Genomic DNA, 18,671 nt, shown 5'->3' with positions numbered 1-18,671 from the left:
CTCAGCGGCGGCGGCGACCCAGCGCCCACCCGAGAGCGACGGCGGCCACGGCGGCGACGGCCTGGCCGCCGACGAGCACGCGGTTGAGGTCGAGCGCCGGCTGCCAGCGGACGTCACCGGTGGGCGAGATCGCGTAGACGCCGAGGGCCTTGACGCGCAGCCCGTACCCGCCGCCACCGCCGCCGCCCTCGCCGTGAGCCTCCCCGTTGGCCTCGCCGCGCGCTTCGCCGTTCGCCTCGCCCCGAGCCTCACCGTTGGCTCCGCCGCGGGTCGACGGGTCTGCTGCGCTGTCGGTCGCGGTGCTCGAGGCGCTGTCGGCCGCCTCCGCGCCGGGTCCGTCGTCCGAGTGCGAGCCCACGCGGACGCGTCGGCTGAACGAGAACGGAGACCCGCCGTTGCCGCTGCCGTTCCCGCTCCCCGTGCCGCTACCGCTGCCGGCACCGGTGCCGCTCCCGGTCCCACCACCCGAGCCGGTGCCCGTCGCACCCCAGACCTTCGCGACCGGGACCAGGAGGGTCCCCTGGTGCTCGTACGGCTCGCCGAACGCACGCCGGACGGAGAAGGAGCTGTCGGCTGCGTCCGTGAGTCGGGACAGGTCAGGGCTGAACGTGCGGGTGTCCTCGGTCATGGCATCAAACTACGGACCTCACGCCCGCCGCGCTAGTGCTCCGGCGCACCGCGCTCCGAGCACGTCGCACTCCGTTCCGATCGGGGACAGCGCACTCACCGATCGGGGGCTGCGCGCCCTGAGGCGCGGTACTCAGCCGCCGTCGCACCCGTCGAGCGGCGCGAAGGTCCCCGCGTCGTCGAGGAGCGAGTCCAGGGTGGAGACGGGCACGAGCAGGCTGCGGCCGCCGTCCGCCTTCGCGTAGACCACACCGATCACCTCGGCGTCGTCGTCGAGAGCCGCCGAGCCCGAGGAGCCCGGTTCGACCTCCGCATCGGTCAGGAGGACCTGGCCGAGGTTGGAGTACAACGGGTCGTCCGTCGTGCCCAGCACGGTGCCGCGCGAGAGCGTGAGCCGCCCGCCCTCGGGGTAGCCGACGACCGTGACGTCGTCCCCTTGCTCGGGGTCGTCGTCCGCGAGCTCGGGGTGCGCGGGAAGGTCCGCCGTGGTGCGCACCAGCGCGAGGTCCGCCACGTCCGTGGCGAGGATCTCCTCGACCTCGATGTCCTGGCCGTCATACGTCGCGATCTCGAGCGACCTCGAGCTCTCGACCACGTGGCGGTTCGTGACGAGCGTCCGGGCGTCCAGGGCGAAGCCCGAACCGGTGGACACCCCGTCGCACTGGACGTTGCGGATCCTGACCGCCATGGGCCGCAGAGACGTGTCGTCGACGGTCGCGTCCGCGGGCTCCCCGTCGAGCAGGGTCGCCGCCTCGTCGGGGACGAGGCTCGAGGGGGCCGGGACGGGGTCGGGCAGCGGCGGCAGCACGCCGCAGCCGGCGGTCGTGCCGGCGACGAGCACGAGGGCGACGGCAGCGTGTGCCACCGACGTCCGGGTCCGTCGGAGGGAGCCGCGCGGAGCCCGGCCGTGGTGGCGGTTCATCCGTCGAGCGCGGACTGCAGGCGGGTGTTCGCGTCCTTCGCGGACGAGCACAGGTCGTCGACGTCGGACGCGAAGCGCGAGAGCTCGTCGGGGTCGTAGGAGTCGGCGTCGCGGAGGTACTCGATGAGCTGGGCCTGCCCGTCGATGCACCGGTCGAGCGACAGCGCGACCGTGCCGGCAGCCTCGGAGACCCGCTGCTGGTAGTCGAGGTACTGGTCTGACACGGCCTGGTCGTCCCCGAGCTGCGCCTTCTCGTTCGCGAGCTCGTCGATCCTGGTCTGCGCGGCGTCCAGCTGGGTCTTCGCCGTCTCGAGGTCCGCCGCCGTCGCCCCGAGCTCCGCGGTCAGCGAGGCGACCTCGTCGCCCAGCTCACGCGCGTTCGACTCCCACTCGCTGCTGGACTCCTGCCAGCGGGTCGTCGTCAGCCAGAGGTACGCGGCCGCGCCGAGGGCCAGCGCGAGGAGGATCCCGAGCACGACGGGGACGGCGCCACGGCGGCGGCGCGGTGTCGCGTGCGACGGTGCGTACGTCGGCTCCGCGGGTTCCAGCCCCGGCAGGACCGGTGGTCGCCGGTCCGCCGAGGCATCAGCCTCGGTGCCCGGCAGCGGAGGCGACGGCGGCGGCGCTCCCTGCGGCCACGCGCGATCGGCATCGAACGTGCGCGGCGGGTCGCCGGCCGGCGCCGCCTGTCCCGCGGGGCGGTCGTGACCCGACGCGTCCCACGGGTGCGGGTCGGTCAACTGACCGCGCCCGTGTACTTCTCGCCCGGGCCCTCGCCGAGCGCGTCCGGGACGACCGAGGCCTCGCGGAACGCGAGCTGCAACGAGCGCAGGCCGTCGCGCAGCGAGCGCGCGTGCTGGTTGCCGATGTCCGGCGCGCTCGCCGTCACCAGGGCGGCCAGCGCCGTGATCAGCTTGCGTGCCTCGTCGAGGTCCAGGTGCCCGGCGGCGTCGGAGTCCTCGGCGAGCCCGCACTTGACGGCCGCGGCGCTCATGAGGTGGACGGCGGCGGTCGTGATGACCTCGACGGCGGCGACGTCAGCGATGTCGCGCGCCTCGGACTGGTGCAGATCGTTCGTCTCGGACATGACGACATCATCCCAGAGGAGGTCGGGGTCGTGGAACGCGGCATGTGCCGGCACGACGCCGGCCCGCCCTCCGTGCGGAGAGCGGGCCGGCGTCGGTACGGCGTGGAGCGGACGGTCAGACGGAGACGGGCTCCGACGCCGTGCCGGGCTCGCCGGCCTCGATCGGTGCGTCCTCGACCGTGAGCGCGTGCCGCAGCTGCGCGCCGAGGTCGGCGTCGACGTTCGTCCAGTAGCCGATCGCGCGCTCGCGGATCTCGTCGCTCTTGACCGCGCCGACGTGACCGGTGATCTGCTCGAGGAACCGGGCCTTCTCCCCGTCGTCGTAGACGTCGCGGTAGAGCGTGCCGGCCTGCCCGAAGTCGTCGTCCTCGGAGTGCAGGGTGGCGGCGGACCGGACGAGGTCGCCGTCCGACTCCCAGCCGGAGGACTCCGCCGCACGCTGCGGGTCGGCGTGCGCCCCGCCCAGGGAGTTCGGGGCGTAGACCGGGGTGGAGGAGCCCGAGAACCCGAAGCGCATCGCGCCGTCCTTGGCGTACGAGTGACCGGCGTCGTCAGTCTTCGGCGCGTTCACCGGGAGCTGCGCGTGGTTCGTGCCCACGCGGTACCGGTGGGCGTCGGCGTAGGAGAAGATGCGGGCGAGCAGCATCTTGTCCGGGCTGGTCGCGATCCCCGGCACGAAGTTCGAAGGCGCGAACGTGGCCTGCTCGATCTCGGCGAAGTAGTTCTCGGGGTTGCGGTTGAGCTCCATCGTGCCGACCTCGATGAGCGGGTAGTCGGCGTGGGGCCAGACCTTCGTGAGGTCGAACGGGTTGAAGCGGTAGTCCTTGGCGTCCTCGTAGGGCATGACCTGGACCGAGAGCTTCCAGCGCGGGTGCTCGCCGGCCTCGATGTGCTCGTACAGGTCGCGGATGTGGTGGTCGGCGTCGGACCCGGCGAGCTGCGCGGCCTCGTCGCCCGTCATGTTGTGGACGCCCTGCTCGCTGATGAAGTGGTACTTGACCCAGAACTTCTCGCCGGCGGCGTTGAGCCACTGGTAGGTGTGCGAGCCGTAGCCGTTCATCTCGCGCCACGAGCGCGGGAGGCCGCGGTCACCCATGAGCCAGGTGACCTGGTGCGCCGACTCGGGGAGAGGGACCAGAAGTCCCACTGCATGTCGTTGTCGCGCAGGTTCGAGCCCGGGAGGCGCTTCTGCGAGCGGATGAAGTCGGGGAACTTGATGCCGTCGCGCAGGAAGAACACCGGCGTGTTGTTGCCCACGAGGTCGTAGTTGCCCTCGGACGTGTAGAACTTCAGCGCGAAGCCGCGCGGGTCGCGCCACGTGTCGGGGGAGCCGTGCTCACCGGCGACGGACGAGAAGCGGGCGAGCATCTCGGTCTGCGTGCCGGGCTGGAAGACGGCGGCCCGTGTGTACGCGGACACGTCGCCCGTGACGGTGAACGTGCCGAAGGCGCCGCCGCCCTTGGCGTGCACCACCCGCTCGGGAACGCGCTCGCGGTTGAACTGGGCGAGCTTCTCGACCAGGTAGTGGTCGTGGAGCACGACCGGACCGTCGGGCCCGACGGTCTGGGCGTGGGCGTCGGACGCCACAGGTGCTCCGGCGTTGTTCGTGGTGAAGGGGGTGCTCATGGTTCTCCCTGTCATCGGTTGATGGGTGGTGACGCGTTCGTACAGGTCGTGCTGGTCGTGCAGATCAGGATGTGCAGCGGTGTCCGGAGCTAGTTCGCCGACCGCACTGAGCGCTCCGAGCGGTTCGCGGGCTCGACCTGCGCTGGGCCGGATGCCGCCGAGCAGGCGCCGCAGGTGCCCCAGTAGATGACTTCCGCCTCGTCCACGCGGAAGCCGGTCAGGCCGGCAGCCAGGCCGGCAGTGGGGCCGGTCGCGAGGCTGGGGGTCAGGCACGGTGCGGCACCGACCGCGCAGTCGACGTCCTCGATGCTGCCGCACGTGCGGCACACGAGGTGGTGGTGGTTGTCGCCCACCCGCAGCTCGTACCTGGCCGGGTGGCCGGCCGGCTCGATGCGGTGGACGAGCCCGTTCTCCGTGAGCACGCGCAGGACGTCGTAGACCGCCTGGACGGAGACGCTCCCGAGGCGGGCGGTGACCGCCCGGGTCACGGTGTCGGTCGTCGCGTGCGCTTCCTCGCCGAGCGCCTCGAGCACGGCGAGGCGGGTCGCGGTGGCGCGCAGGCCGCGGGCACGGAGCGCTGCCGGTCCGGCCGGTCGGGCGGCGCCGACGTGGTTCCCGTCGCCGTGGTGCCTCGCGGCACGGGTCCCGTCGACGAGCCCGTCGGCAGGACCCCGGCGGGGCTCGCTGGCGGTCGCGTCGGTGTGCATGGTCCGAGCCAACCACACAATCTGGAATAGTTCCAGAAATGGAACGGATCCAGAGGTGCTCGCTGGAGATGAAGCGTCGCCGCTTCAGGGCCCGGCCCCCGCCGTGCTAGACTTTGTGGCTGACCGACCCGGTGGATCGTGCGCCGGGTGTGCAAGTGGATCCGTTCCCACCTTGATCTCGACCGTCGACTGCGCCCGCGAAGAACACAGCGTGCGTCGCCGCGACGGAGATCGGGTTCCGTCACTACGGTGCGTCGCCTCGTCGAGGTGCCGCACCGCGCCGCGCACCGAGAGGTGCGTCGTGAGACGTCTACGGGCCCCCACCTGCATCCAGGACCGGGGGCCTTTCCCGTGCCTGGTGGTCGACCGACGACTTCCTAGGAGCATCACATCAGCGAGCCTCGTATCAACGATCGGATCCGCGTCCCCGAGGTCCGACTCATCGGTCCCGGCGGGGAGCAGGTCGGCGTCGTCCGCACCGAGGTGGCCCTGAGCCTTGCCCAAGACGCAGACCTCGACCTCGTCGAGGTGGCGCCGGACGCACGTCCGCCCGTCTGCAAGCTCATGGACTTCGGCAAGTTCAAGTACGAGTCCGACATGAAGGCGCGCGAGGCGCGGCGCAACCAGACGAACACGATCCTCAAGGAGATCCGGTTCCGTCTCAAGATCGACCCGCACGACTACGAGACCAAGAAGGGTCACGTCGTCCGCTTCCTCAAGGCCGGGGACAAGGTCAAGGTCATGATCATGTTCCGCGGACGTGAGCAGTCGCGCCCCGAGATGGGTGTCCGGCTGCTGCAGCGGCTCGCCGAGGACGTCGCCGAGCTCGGCTTCGTCGAGAGCATGCCGAAGCAGGACGGGCGCAACATGACCATGGTCCTGGGCCCGACCAAGAAGAAGGCCGAGGCCAAGGTCGAGCAGCGCAAGCAGAAGGCTGCCGAGCCCGAGCCCGAGGCGGCTCCGGTCCGCGGCTCGCGTCGCGAGAAGGAAGCAGCCGCGAAGGCCGCCGAGCGCGCCGAGCGTGGCGCTCCCGCCAGCGGATCGTCGTCGGAGGGGAGTCCGCTCCCGAGTCGGAGTCCTTCGCGGACCGCGTCCAGGCTGCCGAGTCCACCGTCGCGACCCCGGCGCCGCGCGCCGCGGCGCCGCGTACGTCGGCACCTCGGGCGACGGCTCCCCGGAGCCCCGCGCCGCGGTCGTCCGCCCCGCGGGCCTCGGCGCCTCGGGCTGCTGCACCCCGCAGCTCTGCCGGGTCGGACGCTCAGAGCACGCCCGCGACCCCGGCGGCATCTGCACCGAAGCCGGCGAAGGCCGCGGCTCCGGCCGCCACCCCGAAGCCTGCGGCCGCACCGAAGCCCGCGGCCAAGCCCAAGCCCGTCCCGGCGCCCAAGCCCGCCGCGCGTCCGGCTCCCCGGCCAGCCCCCAAGGGCTCGTCGAACTGACCACCTGACACCGAGCCGAACCGTCCCCGGTCGCGGCCCGAACCGCCGGTCCTGAACGTTGGACCGGCCAGACACAAGGAGAACGGCAGCCATGCCGAAGAACAAGACCCACTCGGGCGCCAAGAAGCGCTTCCGCGTCACCGGCACCGGAAAGGTCATGCGCGAGCAGGCCGGCAAGCGCCACCTGCTCGAGCACAAGCCGAGCTCGAAGACGCGTCGCCTGTCGGCCGACCTCGAGGTCGCGCCCGCCGACGCGAAGAAGATCAAGAAGCTGCTCGGCAAGTGAGCGCGCGGCGCACCTCGCGCCCTGCGTGAGGGACGCCGTCCCACACCTTTCCTGACCCGAACTACTGCAAGGAGCATCACGTGGCACGCGTGAAGCGGGCGGTCAACGCCCAGAAGAAGCGTCGTACGACCCTCGAGCGCGCTGCGGGCTACCGCGGCCAGCGCTCGCGCCTCTACCGGAAGGCGAAGGAGCAGGTCACCCACTCCCTCGTCTACTCCTACCGCGACCGCAAGGCTCGCAAGGGCGACTTCCGCCGCCTGTGGATCCAGCGCATCAACGCTGCGTCGCGTGCGCAGGGCCTGACCTACAACCGTCTGATCCAGGGCCTCAAGGCCGCTGAGGTCACGGTCGACCGTCGCGTCCTCGCCGACCTCGCGGTCAACGACGTCGTGGCGTTCAACGCCCTCGTCGAGGTCGCGAAGAAGGCTCTCCCGGCCGACGTCAACGCGCCCAAGGTCGCGGCCTGACGGCACACCGCCCGACACCGGACGCCCGGACCGTGCACCGCCAGCCCAACGGGCAGGCGACCGTCCCGCCCGAACCCACGCTGACGAATCCTCGTAGCGACCGGGTCCGGGCGGTGCGGGCACTGTCCGGGCGTTCGGCGCGCCTGCGTCACGGGCAGTTCCTCGTCGAGGGGCCACAGTCGGTCCGCGAGCTCGTGCGGCACGCGGCTCCGGTCGTGCGCGACGTCTACCTCACGCCCGACGCGGCCGTGCGCTACGACGAGATCGTCCAGAGCGCCCTGTCCGCCGGCCTGTACGTCCACGTGGCGTCGGTCGAGGTCCTGAGGACGATGAGCCCGGATAGCCAGGGTGTGCTCGCCGTGGCGCTGAGCCGCGGCGCCGTAGGTCCGGCGCCCGCGGGTCCAGCGGGCGCAGCGGCAGGCTCGAGTTCCGAGCAGGGGTCGGACGACGCGGCGGCCCCCGCCCTCGAGGGTCTCCTCTCGGGGTCCCCGAGTCTCGTCGCCGTGCTCGCCTCGGTCCGGGACCCCGGCAACGCGGGCACGGTGGTCCGCGCGGCGGACGCCGCCGGTGCGGACGGTGTCGTGCTCGCCGGGGAGAGCGTCGACGTCCACAACCCGAAGGTCGTGCGTTCGACCGCGGGGTCGCTGTTCCACCTGCCCGTCGTCACCGGGCCGTCGGTCGAGGCGGCCGTGGCCGCTGCTCGCGCAGCGGGCCTGGTGGTGCTCGCCGCCGACGGCAGCGGCGAGCACGACCTGGACGACCTGCTGGACGTCGCGGGCCCGGGAGGCTCCGCACGCCCCGGCACGGTCCCCGACCTGGCCGCGCCGACGGCGTGGCTGTTCGGCAACGAGGCGTGGGGCCTGCGCGACGACGATCTCGCCCTGGCGGACGCCGTGGTGCGCGTGCCGATCCGCGGTCTCGCCGAGTCGCTTAACCTCGCGACGGCCGCGACGGTGTGCCTCTATGCGTCCAGCAGGGCGCAGCGCACCGTCCGGGTCCCCGAGCAGCCGTGACCGGTCGGGGCCGGGCTCCGACGACCGCGGTCCTGCCGTCGTCCTAGACTGACCGACGGCCCGGGTGCGTCCCGCGTCGTCCCACGAACCGTCCGGAAGGCAGTCATGTCCACCGACTCCCCCAGCCCGCCTCGCCCACCGGCGACAGCGTGGCACCGCACCCGACCGACGAGGCAGCGCTCGACGCGGCCGTCGACGCGGCGCTGGGTGCCGCCGCGGGCGCGGCCACCCTCGACGAGCTCAAGGCGGTGCGCATCGCCCACACGGGTGACAAGAGCCCCCTGGCTCTCGCCAACCGGATGATCGGCGGGCTCGAACCGCAGCAGAAGGCGGTCGCCGGCAAGCTCGTGGGGCCGCGCCGCGGTCGGGTCGCCAAGGCTCTCGCGGCTCGGCAGTCCGAGCTCGAGGCCGAGCGCGACGAGCGGGTCCTCGTCGAGGAGTCGGTCGACGTGACGCTGCCCGTCGACCGTCGGCCGACGGGGGCGAGGCACCCCCTGGAGACGCTCCAGGAGCAGGTCGCCGACTTCTTCGTGGCCATGGGCTGGGAGATCGCCGAAGGTCCCGAGGTCGAGGCCGAGTGGTTCAACTTCGACGCGCTCAACTTCGGGCCGGACCACCCCGCACGCCAGATGCAGGACACCTTCTTCGTCGCGGGCGGCCCCGACCGGCCCGCCACGTCCGGGGACCCCGAGCACCCGGACCCGACGAGCGAGGCCGCGGGCGCGGCGCTCGCCGGGCTCGTCCTGCGCACGCACACCTCACCGGTCCAGGCGCGCACGCTGCTCGAGCGCGACCTCCCGGTGTACATCGCGTGCCCGGGCAAGGTGTTCCGCACCGACGAGCTCGACGCGACGCACACCCCGGTGTTCCACCAGGTCGAGGGCCTCGCCGTCGACAAGGGCCTCACGATGGCCCACCTGAAGGGGACCCTGGACCACTTCGCCCGGGCGATGTTCGGGCCGGAGGCACGCACGCGCCTGCGACCGAGCTTCTTCCCGTTCACCGAGCCCAGCGCGGAGATGGACCTGTGGTTCCCGCAGAAGAAGGGCGGGGCCGGCTGGATCGAGTGGGGAGGCTGCGGCATGGTCAACCCGAACGTGCTGCGCGCCGCCGGGATCGACCCCGACGAGTACTCGGGCTTCGCCTTCGGCATGGGGATCGAGCGCACGCTCATGCTCCGCCACGGGATCGCTGACATGCACGACATGGTCGAGGGCGACGTCCGCTTCTCGACCCAGTTCGGAATGGGGATCTGATGCCGAACATCGTCCTGGACTGGCTCGGCGAGCACGTCGAGCTGCCCGCAGACCTGACCGCCGAGCGGCTCGCCGCCGATCTCGTGCGCGTGGGGCTCGAGGAGGAGCAGGTGCACGGTGCGGCCGTGACGGGCCCGCTCGTCGTCGGTCGCGTGCTCGAGCTCGTGGCCGAGCCGCAGAAGAACGGCAAGACCATCAACTGGTGCCAGGTCGACGTGGGCTCGCACAACCTGCCCGGTGACGGGACCGACGGTCCTGCCGGCGGGACGCCCCGCGGCATCGTGTGCGGGGCGCACAACTTCGGCGTCGGCGACCTCGTCGTGGTGGCGCTGCCGGGCACCGTGCTGCCCGGGCCGTTCGCGATCGCGGCGCGCAAGACCTACGGCCACGTCTCCGACGGCATGATCTGCTCGACGACGGAGCTCGGCCTGGGCGAGGAGTCCGACGGCATCATCGTGCTCGGTCGTGACCTGCTCACCGACGGCACCGACGGCGCCGACGGCGAGGGCGCGCCCCGGCCGGGCCAGGACGCGGTCGCGCTCCTCGGTCTCGGCGACGAGGTGCTCGAGATCAACGTCACGCCGGACCGTGGCTACTGCTTCTCCTACCGCGGCGTGGCTCGCGAGTACGCGCACTCCACGGGGGCGCCCTTCACCGACCGCGGGCTGGCCGAGGGGGCCGGGATCGTGGTGCCGGGGGCGTCGCCCGGCGGCTTCCCCGTCGTCGTGCAGGACGACGCCCCCGTGCACGGGCAGGTCGGGTGCGACCGCTTCGTGACGCGGGTCGTGCGCGGCATCGACCCCGGGGCGCCGTCCCCGGCCTGGATGCAGCGTCGGCTGACGCAGGCGGGCATGCGCCCGATCTCGCTGACCGTCGACGTCACGAACTACGTGATGCTCGACCTCGGTCAGCCGCTGCACGCCTACGACCTGTCGACGCTCGCCGAGCCGATCGTGGTCCGTCGCGCCCGGCAGGGCGAGCGACTGACGACGCTGGACGACGTGGACCGGGCGCTCGACGCCGAGGACCTCCTGATCACCGACTCGCCGTCCACCGACGACGAGTCGCGCGACGGTTCGCGCGTGCTCGGCCTGGCGGGCGTCATGGGTGGAGCGTCCACGGAGGTCGGTCCGGCGACGACGGACGTCCTCGTCGAGGCCGCGCACTTCGACCCCGTGACGGTGGCGCGCACCGCGCGACGGCACAAGCTCCCGAGCGAGGCCGCCAAGCGCTTCGAGCGCGGTGTCGACCCGCGCCTGCCCGGTGTCGCGGCGCAGCGCGTCGTCGAGCTGCTCGTCGAGCTCGGCGGCGGCACCGCGGATGCCGCGGTCTCGGACCTCGATCGCGTCCACGCTCCCGGGCCGATCACGTTCCCGGTCAGCGAGGCCGAGCGCCTCGTGGGGGTCGCGTACGGCGAGGAGCGTGTGCGCGAGCTGCTGACGACGATCGGGTGCCAGGTCGGTGACACCCCCGGCATCGGTGTCGTCGAGGTCACCCCGCCCACCTGGCGGCCCGACCTGACGGGTGCCGCCGAGCTCGTCGAGGAGATCGCCCGGCTCGACGGGTACGACAAGATCCCGTCGACGCTGCCGCCCGCCCCGGCGGGCCGCGGGCTCACGCGCGACCAGCGGCTGCGCCGTTCCGTGGCGCGCGCGCTCGCCGAGGCGGGGTTCGTCGAGACGCTCGCCTACCCGTTCGTGGACCCGGCGCAGCACGACGCGCTGCGGCTCCCGGCGGGCGACCCGCGCCGGCACGCGCTGCGCCTGGCCAACCCGCTCGCCGGGGACCGCCCGGAGATGCGGACGAACCTGCTCACGACGCTCCTGGACACGCTGCGCCGCAACGACGGCCGCGGCAACGAGGACGTCGCGCTGTTCGAGATCGGTCTCGTGACGCGACCCGAGCGCGGGGCGCCGAGCGCGCCGCAGCTGCCTGGCGGCGTGCGCCCGTCGGACGACGACCTCGCGCGGCTGCACGCCGCGGTGCCGCACCAGCCCCGTCGGGTCGCCGGGGTGGCGGCCGGTCGGCGTGCGCCTCGCGGGTGGTGGGGCGAGGGTCGGACGACGGACTGGACCGACGCGCTCTCGGCGGCCCGCCTCGTGGCGGACCGGGTCGGCGCACAGGTCGTGGTCGAGCCCGACACGGACCACGCCCCGTGGCACCCGGGCCGGTGCGCCCGGATCTCCCTGGTCGACGGCACCACGGTGGGCCACGCCGGCGAGCTGCACCCGAAGGTGCTCGAGACACTCGGGCTCCCGGGACGGACGGTCGCGTTCGAGGTGGACCTCGACGTGCTCCTCGGCTCGCTCTCGGACGACGCGTTCGCAGCCTCCGAGGTGTCGACGTTCCCGCTCGCCAAGGAGGACCTCGCCCTCGTCGTCGACGCGGACGTGCCGGCCGAGGCCGTCCGCTCGGCGCTCGCCGAGGGCGTGGGTGACCTGCTGGAGGACGTGCGGCTCTTCGACGTCTTCACGGGGGAGCAGGTGGGCGAGGGCAAGAAGTCGCTGGCCTTCGCGCTCCGCCTGCGGGCGCCGGACCGGACGCTCTCGTCCGGCGACGTGGTCGCCGCGCGCGACGCCGCTGTCCGGGTCGCGGGGGAGCGGACCGGTGCCGTCCTGCGGGGCTGATCGTGAGTTCAGGCGTTCCTGGAACAGGCGTTCCGGTGAGTGACGGTGCTGGCGGTGCCGCTGCCGAGGGTGCCGACAGCCCGGCTCACACCGACGCTGATCCAAGGGCTGATGCTGGGGACGGCCCCAGCGTCGATGCCACCGACGACTCCGGCGTGACGGTCCCGCCTGCACGTGTCGCCCTCGTCACCGGCGCCACCCGCGGGCTCGGGTTCGCCCTCGTCCGTGGCCTGGTCGACGCGGGGCTGCGCGTCGCGCTGCTCGGGCGGGACGCCGACCGCGTCGACGCGGCGGTCGCGGCGGTGCGTGCCGCGACAGGTGCCGGAGCCGCGACGGGCGCCGGAGCTGTCAGGGGCGCCGGGACGGACGCTGACGTCGTGACCGGTGTGGTCGCGGACGTCACCGACCTCGCTCAGGTCCGCGACGCCGTCCGGCAGGTGGAGGAGTCGCTCGGCGGGGTCGACCTGCTCGTCAACAACGCCGGGGTCATCGACGCCGAGGTCCCGCTCTGGGAGGCCGACCCCGACGAGTGGTGGTCGGTCATGGAGACGAACGTGCGTGGGCCGTTCCACCTCGACCGTGCGGTCGTGCCGGGGATGCTCCGACGCGGGGGCGGGCGCGTCGTCGACCTCTCGAGCGGCGCGGGTTCGCACGACACCTCCGACGCGAGCGCCTACAACGCCAGCAAGACCGCGGTCACGCGCCTCGGCGCGAACCTTCACCTCGCGGGCTTCGACCGCGGCCTGCGCACCTTCGAGGTCTCGCCCGGGACGGTCCGCACGGACATGACCGAGGCGATGGTGATGCACGCGGGACGCACGCAGTGGACGCCGGTCGAGGACCTCGTCGCGATGGTGCTCGCGATCGCCCGCGGGGAGCTCGACGCGTGGTCGGGGAGCTTCCTTCGCGTGACCCACGACACGCCCGCGCTGCTGCGGGCCGCCGCCCGCGCGGGCCGGCCGGGCGACGACGTCCGCCGTCTGCGCGTCACGCCGTGGGGCGAGGACGACCCGATGCCGCGGGGGATACCGGCGCGCTAGCAGGGAGAGAGCTCGGGGCGGTCCGTACCCGCGTCCGTGGACAGGGTCTGCACGGCCCGGATCACGTCGCTAGGGTGGCTCGCGACACGGGGTGCCCGCGCAGGTCGCGGGCTGAGATGACACCCGTCGAACCTGATCTAGCTCGTACTAGCGAAGGGATGTCGCCATGACGTCTGTGCTGCCCACCGTCACCCGCTCTGCCGCCGCTGCACCTGCCGGTTCCGCCGAGGATGCCGCACCGGCCCCGGACGGCGCGGACGCCCCCGAGCCGCACGCCCGCCTCGCCCCGCCCGACCTCGGGTGCTCTCGATCGCCGGCACGGACCCGACGGGCGGCGCGGGCATCCAGGCGGACCTCAAGTCCTTCGCGGCCCACGGCGCGTACGGCATGGCGGTGACGACGGCGCTCGTCGCCCAGAACACCCGCGGTGTGCGGTCGGTGCACGTCCCCGGCCCGGCGTTCCTGCGGGAGCAGCTCGATGCCGTGTCCGACGACGTCGCGATCGACGCCGTCAAGGTCGGGATGGTCGCGGACGAGGCGAACGCCCGCGAGATCGGGGCATGGCTGGACCGGGTGGCACCGCCGTTCGTCGTCGTCGACCCGGTGATGGTCGCCACGAGCGGTCACCGCCTGCTGGACGGTGGGGCGGAGCAGGCGGTCCGGGAGCTCGTGTCGCGCGCTGACGTCGTCACCCCCAACGTCCCCGAGCTCGCGGTCCTCCTCGGCGAGGAGGAGGCGCAGGACCAGGCGGGCGTCCTCGCCCAGGCCCGACGCCTCGCCACGTCGACGGGTGTCGTCGTCCTCGCGAAGGGCGGGCACCTCGCCGGTGGCTCGAGCACCGACGTGCTCGTCTCGGCCGACGCCGAGGTGACCCTCGACGCCCCGCGGGTCGACACCCGGCACACCCACGGGACGGGCTGCAGCCTGTCGGCTGCGATCGCCGCCCTAAGGCCGCAGCGCGACGACTGGGAGACCTCGGCGAGGGACGCCAAGGCGTGGCTCACGGGCGCGCTGCGCGCTGCGGACCGGCTCGCGGTCGGGACCGGCCGCGGACCGGTCGACCACCTGCACGCGCTCGTCCCCGTCCGGTCCTTCACCGAGGAGGCCTGGGACCGCATCGCCGGGTGGCGGACGGCGATCGCGGGCAACGCGTTCGTCGTCGCCCTGGGCGACGGGACCCTCCCGGCCGAGGCCTTCGCCTTCTACCTCGCCCAGGACGCCGCGTACCTGGAGCAGTACTCGCGGGTGCTGTCCCGCGCGAGCGCGGCGGCCCCGGACCGGGCGGCCCGCGAGTTCTTCGCGACGTCGGCGCTGTCGGCGCTCGGCGCGGAGCAGAGCCTGCACCGGGACTGGCTCGCCGAGCACGCGGGGATGGACGACGGGGCCGTGACCCGCGTCGAGCCGTCACCGGTGACGGCCGCGTACACCGATCACCTCCACGCGGCTGCGGCCGGGTCGTACGGCGAGGCGGTCGCCGCCCTGCTGCCGTGCTTCTGGCTGTATGCGCAGGTGGGCGACGACCTCGTGCGTCGAGCCGGCACCGCGGACGAGCTGGCGAGCAACCCCTACGCCGCCTGGATCTCGACGTACGGCGACCCGGCGTTCGCGGAGGCGACCCGCCGTGCCGTCCAGCTCGTCGACGAGGCCGCGCGGCACGCGTCGCCGAGCGAGCGGGAGCGCATGCACCGGGCGTTCGAGCTGTCCTCGATGCACGAGCACCTGTTCTTCGAGCAGGGGCTGACCCGGCCGACGTGGCCCGTCGCCGGCCACGGCTCAGGTCAGACGGTCGTGCCGGCACCCGGGGCGTAGGTGCAGGCGACGCCGGGCGGCCACCACTGCCACCCGGTCTCGACGCTCTCCGCCGACGTGCCCGGGGGCCGGTCGGACACGCACGCGGCGCGCTCCCAGTCGAACCAGCGTTGGGCGTAGAACACGATCAGCACGGCGGTGAAGACGACCGAGAGCACGATCAGGGCCTGGCGCAGGCGCGGCGACGGGCCGTCGTCGCGGCCGGCGGACATGTCGGGGATCACGACGTCGACGGCCCCTGTCCGGCGGGCTCGGCGGGCTCGGCGGGCGCGGTCGGCTCGCCCGCCGCGTCGGGCAGGAGCAGGACCTTGCCGGTGGTGGACCGGCCCTCGAGGGCACGGTGGGCGTCGTCGGCGCGGCGCAGCGGGAAGGTCGCACCGACGTGGACGTCGAGCGTCCCGTCGGCGACCGCGCCGAGCACGGCTGCGGCGCGGTGCTCGAGCTCCGCACGCGTGACCGTGTGGTCGGCGAGCGTCGGGCGTGTGACGTAGACCGAACCGGCACGGTTGAGCCGCTGGAGGTCGACGGGCGGCACCGGACCGGACGACGCGCCGAAGAGCACGAGCGTCCCGCGGCGGGCGAGCGACGCGAGCGACGCGTCGAAGGTGTCCTTGCCGACCGAGTCGTAGACCGCGTCGACGCCGCGCCCCCGGTGAGGTCCCTCACGATCCGCGGCAGGTCGGTCGTGAGGTCGTCGAGACGGTCGTAGCGCACGACGTCGCTCGCGCCCGCCGCGCGCGACAGCTCGGCCTTCGCGTCCGTGGAGACGGTCGTGATCACGCGCGCCCCGCGCGCGACGGCGAGCTGGGTGAGGATCAGCCCCACCCCGCCGGCGCCGGCGTGCACCAGGACGGTGTGGTCGCGCTGCACGGGGAAGGTGGCGTCGACGAGGTAGTGCGCGGTGAGCCCCTGGAAGATCACGGCGGCAGCGCGGTCGAGCGGGACGCCGTCGGGCACACGGAGCAGCTGGTCGGCGTCCACGACCACGAGCTCGGCGTACGAGCCGGGGGCCTGCACCCAGACCACGCGGTCGCCCGGGGCCCAGACCGGTCCCTCGCCCGTCGGATCGTCGCCCGACGCGCCTCCAGGCTCTCCTACCGGTCCACGGTCCGGGCTCGGCCCGACCTGCACGACGGTGCCGCCGCCGTCCGACCCCACGACGTGGGGGAACGCCATCGGGTACGCGCCGGAGCGGCGGTAGGTGTCGATGAAGTTCACCCCGGCTGCGGCGACGCGGACCAGGACCTGGCCGGGACCGGGGACCGGGTCGGGGAGGTCGGTGAGCTCGAGGACGTCGGGGCCGCCCGCCTCGCGGGCCTGGATCGCACGCATGGTCCGACCCTAGATGCTCGGGCCGCCGGGCTCGTTCGCCCAGCGCGTCGGATCAGCGCATTAGACCCCGGACGCATAGATATGTAAGACTCTGCATATGACAGTCACGGTGGCAGTTGCCGGAGCCTCAGGCTACGCGGGAGGTGAGTTCCTCCGCCTCGTCGCGGGTCACCCGGAGGTCGAGATCGGCGCCCTCACGGCCCACTCGAACGCCGGGTCCACGCTCGGCGAGGTCCAGCCGCACCTGCGCTCGCTGGCCGACCGCGTGCTCCTCCCGACGAGCATCGAGCACCTGCGCGGGCACGACGTCGTCGTCCTCGCGCTCCCGCACGGCGCGTCCGGCGAGATCGCCGCCCAGCTGCCCGACGACGTCCTGGCCATCGACCTAGGAGCCGACCACCGCCTGGTCTCGGCCGAGGACTGGACCGCGTTCTACGGCTCGGAGCACGCGGGCACCTGGCCCTACGGCCTGCCCGAGCTGATCCTGGGCGGCGACGGGGGCGAGGGGGCGCCGACGGCGGCGAGCAGGTCCTCACCAAGCAGCGCGAGCTGCTCGCCGGGGTCCGTCGCATCGCCGTCCCCGGGTGCAACGTCACCGCGGTGACCCTCGGCCTCCAGCCGGGCGTCGCCGCCGGTCTCGTCGACGCCCGCGACGTCGTCGCCGTCCTGGCCAACGGCTACTCGGGCGCGGGCAAGGCGCTCAAGCCGCACCTGCTGGCCAGCGAGGGCATCCAGTCCGCCCAGGCCTACGCGGTCGGCGGCACGCACCGCCACATCCCGGAGATCCGCCAGAACCTGCTCGCGGCGGGCGCCGACGACGTGACGATCTCGTTCACGCCGACCCTCGTGCCCATGTCGCGGGGCATCCTCGCGACGGCCACCGCGCGGCTGGCCGCAGGTCACGAGGACGCGACCGACGCCGAGATCCGCCAGGCGTGGGAGCAGGCCTACGAGGCCGAGCCCTTCGTCCGGCTCCTGCCCGAGGGGCAGTGGCCGACGACGGCCGCGACGCTGGGCGCCAACACGGCGCTCGTCCAGGTCGCTGTCGACCGGGCCGCCGGCCGTGTCGTCACGGTCACCGCGCTCGACAACCTCGTCAAGGGCACCGCAGGCGCTGCGGTGCAGTCCATGAACATCGCCCTCGGCCTCCCGCAGGCGCTCGGGCTCACCACCGAAGGGCTCGCTCCGTGACCGTCACCGCACCGCTCGGGTTCCGCGCCGGGGGCGTCGCCGCCGGCCTCAAGTCCACCGGCGCGAAGGACGTCGCCCTCGTCGTCAACGAGGGCCCGCTCGACGTCGCCGCCGGCGTCTTCACCTCGAACCGCGTCGTCGCCGCCCCGGTCGTGTGGTCGCGCCAGGCGGTGTCGGACGGCGTCGCGCGGGCCGTGTTCCTCAACTCCGGCGGGGCCAACGCGTGCACCGGCCCCGAGGGGTTCGCCGACACGCACCGCACCGCCGAGCACGTCGCCGACCTGCTCGGCATCTCGGCGGGCGACACCCTGATCTGCTCGACCGGGCTCATCGGGGTCCGGCTGCCGATGGACGCGCTCCTCGCGGGTGCGGACGCCGTGGTCGGCGCCGCCTCCGGTGAGGGCGGCTCGGACGCGGCGCACGCGATCATGACGACCGACACGGTCCCGAAGATCACGCATGTCGTCCGTGACGTGACGTCGGACGCCTCGCCGGACGGCACCGGCGAGTGGTCGGTCGGCGGCATGGCCAAGGGTGCGGGCATGCTCGCACCGGGCCTCGCGACGATGCTCTGCGTCCTGACCACGGACGCCGTGGTCGACGCCGCGACCGCCGACGCCGCGCTGCGGGCCGCGACCCGCACCACGTTCGACCGGGTCGACTCCGACGGCTGCATGTCGACGAACGACACCGTGATCCTGCTCGCGTCCGGCGCCTCGGGCGTCGAGGTCTCGGGCGACGACCTCACGCAGGCCCTCACCGAGGCGTGCGGCGAGCTGGCGCGCGGCCTGGTCGCGGACGCCGAGGGCGCGAGCCACGACATCTCCGTGACCACGGTCAACGCCACGACCGAGGACGCCGCGGTCGCGGTGTGCCGGTCCGTGACCCGGTCCAACCTGTTCAAGGCGGCCGTCTTCGGCAACGACCCGAACTGGGGCCGCGTGCTCTCGGCCGCCGGGACGGTCCCGGAGTCCGTCGCCCCGTTCGACGCCGACGAGATCGACGTGACGATCAACGGCGTCCAGATCTGCCGCGCCGGCGGCGTGGGGGAGCCCCGCGAGCTCGTGGACCTCGCCTCCGAGCGCGAGGTGCACGTCGAGATCGACCTGCACGCGGGCGACGCGCGCGCGACGGTCTGGACCAACGACCTGACGCACGACTACGTCCACGAGAACAGCGCGTACTCGTCATGAGCAGCACGAGGACGGGTACGGGGACGAACACAGCGGCTGATGCAGCCAA

15 protein-coding genes, 3 pseudogenes and 1 riboswitch are annotated in these 18,671 nt (G+C 73.4%); of the genes and pseudogenes, 10 read left to right on the top strand and 8 right to left on the bottom strand.

Annotated elements, in window-relative coordinates:
• Position 1: 1 nt before the first annotated feature.
• The 6 genes and pseudogenes from QUE47_RS15035 to QUE47_RS15010 form a co-directional block, all read right to left on the bottom strand.
• Positions 2-628: a hypothetical protein gene (locus tag QUE47_RS15035; protein WP_286217941.1), complete on the bottom strand. Its 627-nt coding sequence runs from the start codon at positions 626-628 to the stop codon at positions 2-4.
• A gap of 132 nt (positions 629-760) precedes the next feature.
• Positions 761-1,492, bottom strand: coding sequence for a S1C family serine protease (locus QUE47_RS15030; RefSeq protein ID WP_286217940.1), 732 nt, complete (start codon positions 1,490-1,492; stop codon positions 761-763).
• Positions 1,493-1,545: 53 nt separating this feature from the next.
• A complete protein-coding gene (locus QUE47_RS15025; protein WP_286217939.1) occupies positions 1,546-2,025 on the bottom strand; it encodes a hypothetical protein in 480 nt (159 codons plus the stop codon).
• Positions 2,026-2,285: 260 nt separating this feature from the next.
• Positions 2,286-2,636, bottom strand: coding sequence for a DUF1844 domain-containing protein (locus tag QUE47_RS15020; RefSeq protein ID WP_286217938.1), 351 nt, complete (start codon positions 2,634-2,636; stop codon positions 2,286-2,288).
• 115 nt (positions 2,637-2,751) lie between these two features.
• Positions 2,752-4,262, bottom strand: a pseudogene (locus tag QUE47_RS15015) (catalase).
• 89 nt (positions 4,263-4,351) lie between these two features.
• Positions 4,352-4,822 carry a Fur family transcriptional regulator gene (locus QUE47_RS15010; RefSeq protein WP_286219538.1) on the bottom strand — a complete coding sequence of 157 codons (471 nt, stop codon included), beginning with the start codon at positions 4,820-4,822 and terminating at the stop codon, positions 4,352-4,354.
• A gap of 537 nt (positions 4,823-5,359) precedes the next feature.
• Here QUE47_RS15010 and infC point away from each other — a divergent pair.
• The 8 genes from infC (at position 5,360) to thiD (ending at position 14,906) form a co-directional block, all read left to right on the top strand.
• Positions 5,360-6,463 (top strand): translation initiation factor IF-3, encoded by a 1,104-nt coding sequence (infC, locus tag QUE47_RS15005; RefSeq protein ID WP_350227759.1) that lies wholly within the window; start codon positions 5,360-5,362, stop codon positions 6,461-6,463.
• Positions 6,464-6,499: 36 nt separating this feature from the next.
• Entirely contained in the window at positions 6,500-6,694 is a 195-nt protein-coding gene (gene rpmI / locus QUE47_RS15000) for a 50S ribosomal protein L35 (protein WP_286217937.1), read from the top strand.
• 80 nt (positions 6,695-6,774) lie between these two features.
• Entirely contained in the window at positions 6,775-7,161 is a 387-nt protein-coding gene (gene rplT / locus QUE47_RS14995; RefSeq protein WP_286217936.1) for a 50S ribosomal protein L20, read from the top strand.
• A 32-nt stretch (positions 7,162-7,193) separates the two neighbouring features.
• The gene (locus QUE47_RS14990) at positions 7,194-8,174 is read left to right on the top strand and encodes a TrmH family RNA methyltransferase (protein WP_286217935.1); all 981 of its coding nucleotides are present in this window, start codon (positions 7,194-7,196) and stop codon (positions 8,172-8,174) included.
• Positions 8,175-8,323: 149 nt separating this feature from the next.
• Entirely contained in the window at positions 8,324-9,430 is a 1,107-nt protein-coding gene (gene pheS / locus QUE47_RS14985) for a phenylalanine--tRNA ligase subunit alpha (RefSeq protein WP_286217934.1), read from the top strand.
• Positions 9,430-12,057, top strand: coding sequence for a phenylalanine--tRNA ligase subunit beta (gene pheT, locus QUE47_RS14980; protein ID WP_286217933.1), 2,628 nt, complete (start codon positions 9,430-9,432; stop codon positions 12,055-12,057). Before pheS ends, pheT begins: the two co-directional genes overlap by 1 nt.
• A gap of 35 nt (positions 12,058-12,092) precedes the next feature.
• The gene (locus QUE47_RS14975) at positions 12,093-13,097 is read left to right on the top strand and encodes an SDR family NAD(P)-dependent oxidoreductase (protein ID WP_286217932.1); all 1,005 of its coding nucleotides are present in this window, start codon (positions 12,093-12,095) and stop codon (positions 13,095-13,097) included.
• A gap of 77 nt (positions 13,098-13,174) precedes the next feature.
• A riboswitch (TPP riboswitch) is annotated at positions 13,175-13,273 on the top strand.
• Between the two features lie 124 nt (positions 13,274-13,397).
• Positions 13,398-14,906 (top strand): bifunctional hydroxymethylpyrimidine kinase/phosphomethylpyrimidine kinase, encoded by a 1,509-nt coding sequence (gene thiD / locus QUE47_RS14970; protein WP_286217931.1) that lies wholly within the window; start codon positions 13,398-13,400, stop codon positions 14,904-14,906.
• On the opposite strand, the gene QUE47_RS14965 is transcribed toward thiD, so the two are convergent.
• Complete coding sequence (locus QUE47_RS14965) at positions 14,876-15,118, bottom strand: hypothetical protein (RefSeq protein WP_286217930.1); 243 nt, start codon at positions 15,116-15,118, stop codon at positions 14,876-14,878. The two genes, thiD and QUE47_RS14965, sit on opposite strands and share 31 nt — an antisense overlap.
• Positions 15,119-15,198: 80 nt before the next feature.
• A pseudogene (locus QUE47_RS14960) lies at positions 15,199-16,238 on the bottom strand (quinone oxidoreductase family protein); the annotation flags it as partial.
• A gap of 97 nt (positions 16,239-16,335) precedes the next feature.
• On the opposite strand from QUE47_RS14960, the pseudogene QUE47_RS14955 reads away from it, so the two are divergent.
• Both QUE47_RS14955 and argJ read left to right on the top strand, forming a co-directional pair.
• Positions 16,336-17,429, top strand: a pseudogene (locus QUE47_RS14955) (N-acetyl-gamma-glutamyl-phosphate reductase).
• The gene (gene argJ / locus QUE47_RS14950; RefSeq protein ID WP_286217929.1) at positions 17,426-18,622 is read left to right on the top strand and encodes a bifunctional glutamate N-acetyltransferase/amino-acid acetyltransferase ArgJ; all 1,197 of its coding nucleotides are present in this window, start codon (positions 17,426-17,428) and stop codon (positions 18,620-18,622) included. The pseudogene QUE47_RS14955 and the gene argJ overlap by 4 nt, the downstream one beginning before the upstream one ends.
• The last annotated feature ends 49 nt before the right edge of the window (positions 18,623-18,671 follow it).

This window comes from Paraoerskovia sediminicola, assembly GCF_030296575.1.
Taxonomy (GTDB): domain Bacteria; phylum Actinomycetota; class Actinomycetes; order Actinomycetales; family Cellulomonadaceae; genus Paraoerskovia; species Paraoerskovia sediminicola.
Note: the sequence above shows the minus strand (reverse complement) of the source record. Positions and strands in the feature narration are given on the sequence as shown.